Source organism: Corynebacterium alimapuense (assembly GCF_003716585.1).
GTDB lineage: Bacteria > Actinomycetota > Actinomycetes > Mycobacteriales > Mycobacteriaceae > Corynebacterium > Corynebacterium alimapuense.
Window position 1 is genome coordinate 630,886 of sequence record NZ_PTJO01000003.1, and the last position, 7,423, is coordinate 638,308.

Annotated in this window: 7 protein-coding genes; 3 read left to right on the forward strand and 4 right to left on the reverse strand. The window is 58.5% G+C overall.

Annotated elements, in window-relative coordinates; all coding sequences use genetic code 11:
* Positions 1 to 313 precede the first annotated feature (313 nt).
* The gene (locus C5L39_RS10695) at positions 314 to 472 is read right to left on the reverse strand and encodes a hypothetical protein (RefSeq protein ID WP_165857967.1); all 159 of its coding nucleotides are present in this window, start codon (positions 470 to 472) and stop codon (positions 314 to 316) included.
* A 175-nt stretch (positions 473 to 647) separates the two neighbouring features.
* Here C5L39_RS10695 and C5L39_RS04295 point away from each other — a divergent pair, with 175 nt between their 5' ends.
* Entirely contained in the window at positions 648 to 890 is a 243-nt protein-coding gene (locus C5L39_RS04295; protein ID WP_123047618.1) for a hypothetical protein, read from the forward strand.
* A 7-nt stretch (positions 891 to 897) separates the two neighbouring features.
* On the opposite strand, the gene dnaG is transcribed toward C5L39_RS04295, so the two are convergent.
* A complete protein-coding gene (gene dnaG, locus C5L39_RS04300; protein WP_165857968.1) occupies positions 898 to 2,799 on the reverse strand; it encodes a DNA primase in 1,902 nt (633 codons plus the stop codon).
* 54 nt (positions 2,800 to 2,853) lie between these two features.
* Between dnaG and C5L39_RS04305 the strand changes: the two genes are divergently transcribed.
* Entirely contained in the window at positions 2,854 to 3,312 is a 459-nt protein-coding gene (locus tag C5L39_RS04305) for a guanyl-specific ribonuclease (RefSeq protein ID WP_123047620.1), read from the forward strand.
* Between the two features lie 16 nt (positions 3,313 to 3,328).
* Here the strand turns inward: C5L39_RS04305 and C5L39_RS04310 are convergent, their stop codons facing one another.
* Both C5L39_RS04310 and C5L39_RS04315 read right to left on the reverse strand, forming a co-directional pair.
* A complete protein-coding gene (locus C5L39_RS04310) occupies positions 3,329 to 4,609 on the reverse strand; it encodes a deoxyguanosinetriphosphate triphosphohydrolase (RefSeq protein WP_123047621.1) in 1,281 nt (426 codons plus the stop codon).
* Positions 4,609 to 5,289: a YdcF family protein gene (locus C5L39_RS04315; RefSeq protein ID WP_123047824.1), complete on the reverse strand. Its 681-nt coding sequence runs from the start codon at positions 5,287 to 5,289 to the stop codon at positions 4,609 to 4,611. The genes C5L39_RS04310 and C5L39_RS04315 overlap by 1 nt, the downstream gene beginning before the upstream one ends.
* Positions 5,290 to 5,331: 42 nt before the next feature.
* Here C5L39_RS04315 and C5L39_RS04320 point away from each other — a divergent pair, with 42 nt between their 5' ends.
* Positions 5,332 to 7,386 carry a TPM domain-containing protein gene (locus C5L39_RS04320; RefSeq protein ID WP_123047622.1) on the forward strand — a complete coding sequence of 685 codons (2,055 nt, stop codon included), beginning with the start codon at positions 5,332 to 5,334 and terminating at the stop codon, positions 7,384 to 7,386.
* Positions 7,387 to 7,423: the final 37 nt, after the last annotated feature.

The following is a 7,423-nucleotide window of genomic DNA, read 5'->3' on the forward strand; positions in this document are numbered from 1 at the left end:
CTCCAACGACAACAATCGCAGAACCTCTGTCGGCAATAGCGCCAAGACAGCTTAAGGATATTCCAGAATCAGGGTTGCCGTGATGGCGCCAACCAAGCGCACCTCTCTTCTCAGCCCATCACGACTACTACTTAAGAAATAAGGCTAGGGCCGCTAGGACATCCGCTATCCCGGCGACACCACGAATCAACAAGCACAGCAGGCATATCAGGCATATCAGGCACAGCACATACCGCAAATACTGCAAGCTCCCTGCAGTTGGAAACTACAGCTACTGGCGAGCTGGAAACGCTACCAGGCAGCAACAACCGCGCTAGGTCAGCTTCGGAGAGTTAGCCGTAGTGCCAGAGACTCCATCATCTAACCAGCCATCAGAGTCCGTATATTCTCCGCTGCCCGCCCCCAGGGTCAATGCGATCAGCGCGATCGCCGCCGAAGTCGACATCGACAGCCTCACCTGCTGTCCAACCATGGATTACCATCTCCTTGCCGAGACTCAGCTACTTGTTAAGTTATCTTGCTAAACATATAACATAAGCCCAATATGTTTCCCACGCTTTAATTCAAGGCTTCACAACCTCACCCCCGTCCTGCGCTAGAGTGGGGAAAAATTCGGGGACCATACCTTCAAGGAGAATCTGCCCACCATGATCCAGTTCGTCATCGGAGCAACCGCAGGCTACGTCTTGGGGACCAAAGCAGGCCGCAAACGATTCGAGCAGATCAAAAAAGGTTACTCAGCTGCGGTAAATTCCCCAGCTGCCAAGTCAGCGGTCAACGCCACTCGAAAAGCCGTAGCCGACCGACTCGATCCGCAGCCGCGCATGAAGGAAGTAAAAAACCTCAAGCGCACGGATGACTCTCAGGTGCTAGAGCCGGATCAAGACTAAAGCGCTCTTAGCTCCGAAATGCTCGATCATTGAGCTCGCGCCTAGCTTGCTCTAAGGCCACTAGATCGGCGAACGCAGTGGAATAAGCCTGCTCATCGTCAGAGGGCCGCATCCGCTGCAGCTTGCCTTTCAACAAGGCAATCTGGTTGCCCACTTCTGCTTCTTGAAGACGGGAGAGCACCGAATCGGCATAGGCGTTCAACGCGGCCGCTTCCACGGGTAGATCCTCCACTGCTAGCTCAGAGACCAAGTTACGTCCGACTAAGTCGATCATCTCGTCGGAGATTCTGGCGATCCACTCCACCCCACTGTGTGCATCCGCACAACCACCGACAGTTTGTACCGCCTCCCGCACCATTCGGTAGGCGGGATGGCTAAAGGCATCAGCGCTGAGGCCGTCAAAATAGCCGCCAGCTAACTCCGGGTACTGCAGTGCCAGCTTGAGTGATTCCCGCTGGGCCCACAACCGTGGGTCCCGAGGATCTGGCATCGGTACCACGGGGGTCTTGGACACCGGGGCGGAACTATCCTGCTCGAATCTGGTGGCCCGGCGGATCTTCTCTGGGGATTTTGGCCGACGGGCTTCCTCCCGAACTTGACGGAGGACCTCACCGGTATCTGCCCATCCGACCCACCCAGACAGCTGACGGGCATACTCCGACTGCAAGATCGAGTCCTTGATTCCGGCCACCACGGGCACGGTACGACGCAATGCTTGCAGCCGTCCTTCGACGCTATCGAGGTTGTGCTCACGGAGCATGGATTCAATGACGAATTGAAACATCGGGATCCGGTCAGCCACTAGATCACGCACGGAAGCATCCCCGCGCTGCAGCCGCAGATCACAGGGATCCATCCCCTCCGGAGCCACGGAAACAAAGGACTGGCCGGTGAACTTCTGGTCGCCTTCGAAGGCACGCATCGCGGCCTTCTGACCGGCTTCGTCACCATCGAAGGTATAGACCAACTCACCACGGAAGTAGTTGTCATCGAGCATCAGCCGACGCAGGATCTGCAGGTGCTCAGCACCAAAAGCGGTACCACACGCAGCCACGGCAGTGTCTACGCCAGCGGCATACATCGCCATGACATCGGTGTAGCCCTCCACCACCACGGCTTGATGGGAGGCAGCAATATTCTTCTTAGCTACATCCAGCCCGAAAAGCACTTTGGACTTGTGATAGAGCATCGTATCTGGGGTATTCATGTACTTGCCCAGCTTGTCATCATCAAAGAGCTTGCGGGCGCCAAAGCCAATGACGTTGCCCGAGAGATCTTTGATCGGCCACAGCAGCCGACGATGGAAACGATCGATTGGTCCGCGTTGGCCCATCTTAGAAAGACCAGCGGCCTCGAGCTCCTGGAACTCAAATCCCTTGCGCAAGAGAGTTTTGGTCATGGTGTCCCAGCCCTCTGGCGCATAACCGCACTCAAAGGCGTAAATATGTTCCTTGGTAAAACCGCGGTCGAGGAGGAACTCTCGGCCGGTCTGGGCTTCTGGAGTTTCTAGCTGTTCACGATAAAAGGCATGAGCAGCCTTATTAGCCGCGATCAGACGAGCTCTGGTGCCTGGCTCCTCGCGCCGTGCTCCGGTAGTACCGCCCTGATAATTGATGGTGTAGCCAATTTCCTGAGCGACCGCTTCGACGGCCTCAGGGAAGGAAATATGTTCCATTTCCATCAGGAAGCTAAATACATCGCCGCCCTTGCCGGTGGAAAAGCAGTGAAAATAGCCTCGGTTGGGCCGCACATGGAATGACGGAGTCTTCTCGTCTTTGAAGGGGCTTAAGCCCTTGAGGGAGTCCGCGCCACTGGATTTCAGTTGAACGTACTCACCCACGATCTCATCGATCGCGGCTCGCTCGCGGATTGCCTGGATATCACTCTCCGGAATACGTCCCATTGCCATGTTCACAGGGTACCGGTCGGGTCAAATACTGAAGATGTCCTAGGATTATCTCCCGTGAAGAAAAACTCCACCATCGCCGTTGTTGGCTCCATCGCAGTTATTCTCGCCGCCAGTTTTTTTGGCCTCGACCTCACCTCCGAGAACACCTCGGTTGATGAGGCCTCCAGTTCCGCCGAGCTGGCAGGTCAGGAATCCGCTACCTCAGTAGACGGATATGAGGTATGCCCGGTGGCGACCCTCCCAGTTCAAGCAGACCTCGTCGTCGATGACATCCTCGCAGGTGGGCCCTATACCTACCCAGAAAAAGACGGGGAGCACTTCGGCAATTACGAGGATGTTCTGCCAGATGAGTCGAGCAGTTATTACCGCAGTTACACGGTCGAAACGCCAGGCTTGGATCACCGTGGTCTCCAGCGCATCGTCGTTGGTGGGCCTGAAGATGATCCGGAGACGTGGTTTTATAGCGACGACCACTACGACTCCTTCTGCCTGATCCCAGATGCGGAAGAATAAACCAGCGTTAGCTCTTCTACCCCATAAAGGCAGCCAGATCCGCTGAGCGCCTGGCTAGCCGTTCCAACCGTGACTCCGTCATCGAGGCGATCTGGTCGATCACGACCCGCTGGCGTTGAGCCGCATTCGGGGCTTGTTCCCACCACTGTCGATACATCGGATCCAAGGTGCCCGGCGCGCCGGCAGTGAGATAGTCAAACACCCGAAATACCCGCTCGCGCTGTCGATCTTGGCGCGCCATATGTGCCGGGGCGTCCATGACATAAAGCACGGCGATGGTTTTGAGCAGCCGCACCTCAGCTTGGGCTTGAGCAGGCACCACCAATCGGCCATATTGTCGTCCGAGCACTCCCCCGCTTATCGACGCCTCCGTTCGCGTCGCTCCGATCGTTGCGCCGACGTAGCGCCCCACTAACTCAGAAGTCAGTTTCTTAAGCCCCACATAGCCGCGCAGGCTGTGATCGAAGTCGGCGGCTGCGGCCACCACGGCGAGCTGCCGGAGGGAATCGGCGGCGTCGATAAGCTCTTCTGGAGTGCCGCCAAAAGCACGCGCGCCCTTTTCAGCTAGAGCGGCTAATTCCACTAAGTCCCAGAGCACTTTAAGGGTGACCCGCCCGGAGACAATTCCATCTTCAACATCGTGCACCGAATAGGCGATGTCATCAGACCAGTCCATGGCTTGGGCTTCCATAGAGGGCAGTTGGTCGTGGTGGCCCTCCCGCAGCCACGCCAGAATATGTGCGTCCTCGTCGTAGCAGCCATATTTCCGGTTGAGCGTGCCATCTGGATTGGTGTGGGTACGCGGATATTTACAGGCCGCGTCCAAGGCCGCACGGGTGAGGTTGAGCCCAAAGCTGTTGTCCTGGGTGTCGATGATTTTCGGCTCTAGGCGGCTTAGAATCCGCAGCGTCTGGGCGTTGCCTTCAAAACCGCCACAATCGCCAGCTACCTCGTTGAGCGCGATCTCGCCGTTGTGCCCATAGGGTGGGTGCCCGATGTCGTGGGTCAGGCCAGCCATTTCGCATAGATCAGCATCGAGGCCCAATCCGGAACCAATGCCCCGGGCAATCTGTGCGACCTCCAGCGAGTGGGTCAACCGGGTGCGCGGGGTATCACCATCGCGGGGTCCCACTACCTGGGTTTTATCCGCTAATCGACGCAGCGCGGCCGAGTGCAGGACTCTGGCGCGGTCGCGCGCAAAGGCTTGGCGACTATCCGGCACACCAGTGGAGAATTCGCTGCCTTTGGGAGCCTCGTTGAAACGACGCTCGGTATCGGTGGCGGTGTAGTCGTACATCAAGACTCTTCCTTTTCGGCGGCCAGCTGCCGATGACGGGCCCGACGGGAGGGCCGGATCCCAGCCTGCAGTCGGCGCAGTGCATCTTCTACCTTATCCGCGGCGCTAGCTCCGATCACTCGGGATACATCAACCACCACCAGCCCGCCCATCTCATGGCTCAGCGTTATCCACCACGCCTTGGCAGGAAACTGCACTGGGCTGGTAGTTGTGGGCGAGGCAAAGGCAGCAATCTCCAGCTGACGAGCGATCGACTCCGCCCGCAGGCTGTGATGAGGATCGGTGACGACTAGGACAGTCCCCAACACCGGATGCTGCGCTAACAAGCCCTGATAGGAGCCCCGCGTGTCGTTGCCTTGAGCTACCGCAGTGATCTTTTCGGCTGGCACGCCGTGTTCGATGAGATAGTCCCTACCCACTCCGGCTTCGGTGAAACGATCACCGGGCAAGTTCCCTCCCACGGTGTAGAGCTGGTGGACAATGCCGGCCTGCCAGAGCACCACGGCATGGTCCAGGCGGGCAGCAAACTGCCGGGAAGCCCGTCCATCATATTGGGCAGTGCCCAAGACTACGAGGCTATCGGGATCCTGCGGCGGGAACAGCTGGCGTCGATAAGCATGGAAGATGATCCGGCCGGAGTAAACCAGGGCGAGACCAAGCGGCAGAGTGGATAAGCGGATCACAAACGACAGTCTGCCAGCACCGGCGGTAGTCTAGGGCGCATGAAACTCTCGATGCCCCGTCCAAAGACCTTGGCCGCCGCTTCTGCGGTCGCAGCCGCCGTTGCGCTCGGCGGGGCGCCCATGGCTTTCGCACTCTCCGCGGACACATCTATCGTTGCCCAGGCAACTACTGAGTCTTCCACCCTCGCACCTGGTCTGCTGACCAGCCCGGTCACCGATGAATCTGGGGTGTTGGATGCTTCGGAGATTACCGATTTGGAAACCGATATTAACCAGTACAAAATCGATGGCCAAAAATCGATCTTTGTGGTCTATCTACCCAGTTTCGGCGATCTGACCCCGGAGGAATGGACTGAGCAATCGGTAGCTGCCAACGGTGGTGGCAACACCGCGGTGATCGCGATTGCCACTGATGACCGGCAGTTCGGCATTCATGGCGGCTCCCAGTGGAGCGATTCAGAGCTCGACGATATGTATGATGCTGCCTTCCCGGAATTGGTCAATGGCAATTGGTACGAAGCCTCATCTGCTGCAGTCCAAAGCGCCGCTAGCTCCGGGGAAGTCTCTGGCGCTTCAGCTGCTTGGTTAGTCGCAGGTGCCGGATCAGCCATCGCCGCTGGTGGTGGCATCTGGCTCTATACCCGAAACAAGCGCAAGAAAACCAGCGCTGAGGTGCTCGAAGACTCCCGCAGTCTCGACCCCAGTGATACCCGGCGGCTCATGGATCTGCCTACTGAGACTCTTGAGAAGCGGGCCCAGGAAGAACTGGTTTCTACCGATGAATCCATCCGCCGCGGTCGCGAGGAACTGGATCTAGCCATCGCTGAGTTTGGACCTGAGCGCACCCGTTCTTTCAACCGCGCTATGAACCACTCCACCGCAACTTTGCAGAAGGCTTTTGCTCTGCATCAGCGTCTCAACGACTCGATTCCAGAGTCCGAAGCCGAGCGCCGCTCAATGTTGGTAGAGATCGTCTCCTCCTGTGGGCAGGCGGATCAAGCGTTGGAGGCGGAGTCGGAGAGCTTCGCCGAGATGCGCAATCTCCTCGTCACTGCAGATCGCAAGCTCGATGAGCTGACCCAGCGCACCATCGACCTGCGTTCCCGGCTACCGCGAGCCGAGCAAACCTTAGTTGCTTTGCGCTCCCGCTACTCGCCGGAAACTCTCTCCTCTATTAGCGACAACGCTGAGCTAGCTGCTGCCTCCCTAGATGAAGCCGAAAGCACCCTCGACACCGCCCGCAGCATTGAGTCCCGCCCCGCCGGCGAACAAGGCGGGTTGGTCGAAGCTATCCGTGCGGCAGAACATGCCATCGAGATTGCCGACCGGATGCTCGGAGCAATTGAGCACGCCGATGAGAACATCGCCACCGCGACCGCTGGAGTCGCGGACCTAGTAGAGGAAGTGGAGCAGGAAATCGCTGAGGCCCGCGAACTCAAGCTCCGCGGTACCTCCCAGGGAGCAGCAGCCGATTGGGCGCGACTTGATGAGGTGGTCGATCAGGCAGTGAGCACACTGTCTCAGGTCCGTAGCACTGTCGACTCGGATCCTTTGGGCAGCTACACCACGCTGACCGATATTGATGCTCAGCTTGATCAGCAGCTTGATCAGGTCCGAGAGACCACAGCTAATCAAGAGCGCCAACTGCAGCTATTTGATCAGCAGCTACACTCCGCTAACTCCACGATTCAGGCCGCTGAGGATCTCATCTCAGCTCGTGGTCGGATGGTTAAGGCTCAGGCGCGCACCTACCTGGCTGACGCCAAGCGTCTTCAGGCTCAGGCCACTCATCAGCGCACCAGCGATACCCGAGCTGCTATCGACGCTGCTCGTTATGCCACCGTCGCTGCCCAACGCGCTACTCAGCAGGCGCAAGCAGATATCAATGATTACCAACGCCGCCAGAACCAACGCCCAGGTGGCCGAGGCCGCGGCGGGTCCAATATGGGCGGTATCGTCACCGGCCTAGTCATCGGCGAGATTCTCGGTGGTGGCCGAGGTGGTGGAGGAGGCTTCGGCGGCGGATTCGGTGGCGGTGGCGGCGGATTTGGTGGCGGCGGTGGCGGTGGCGGTTTCCGCGGCGGCTCCTTCTAGCCCCCAATCACGCAACAACGGGGCGCATGCCTTGGCC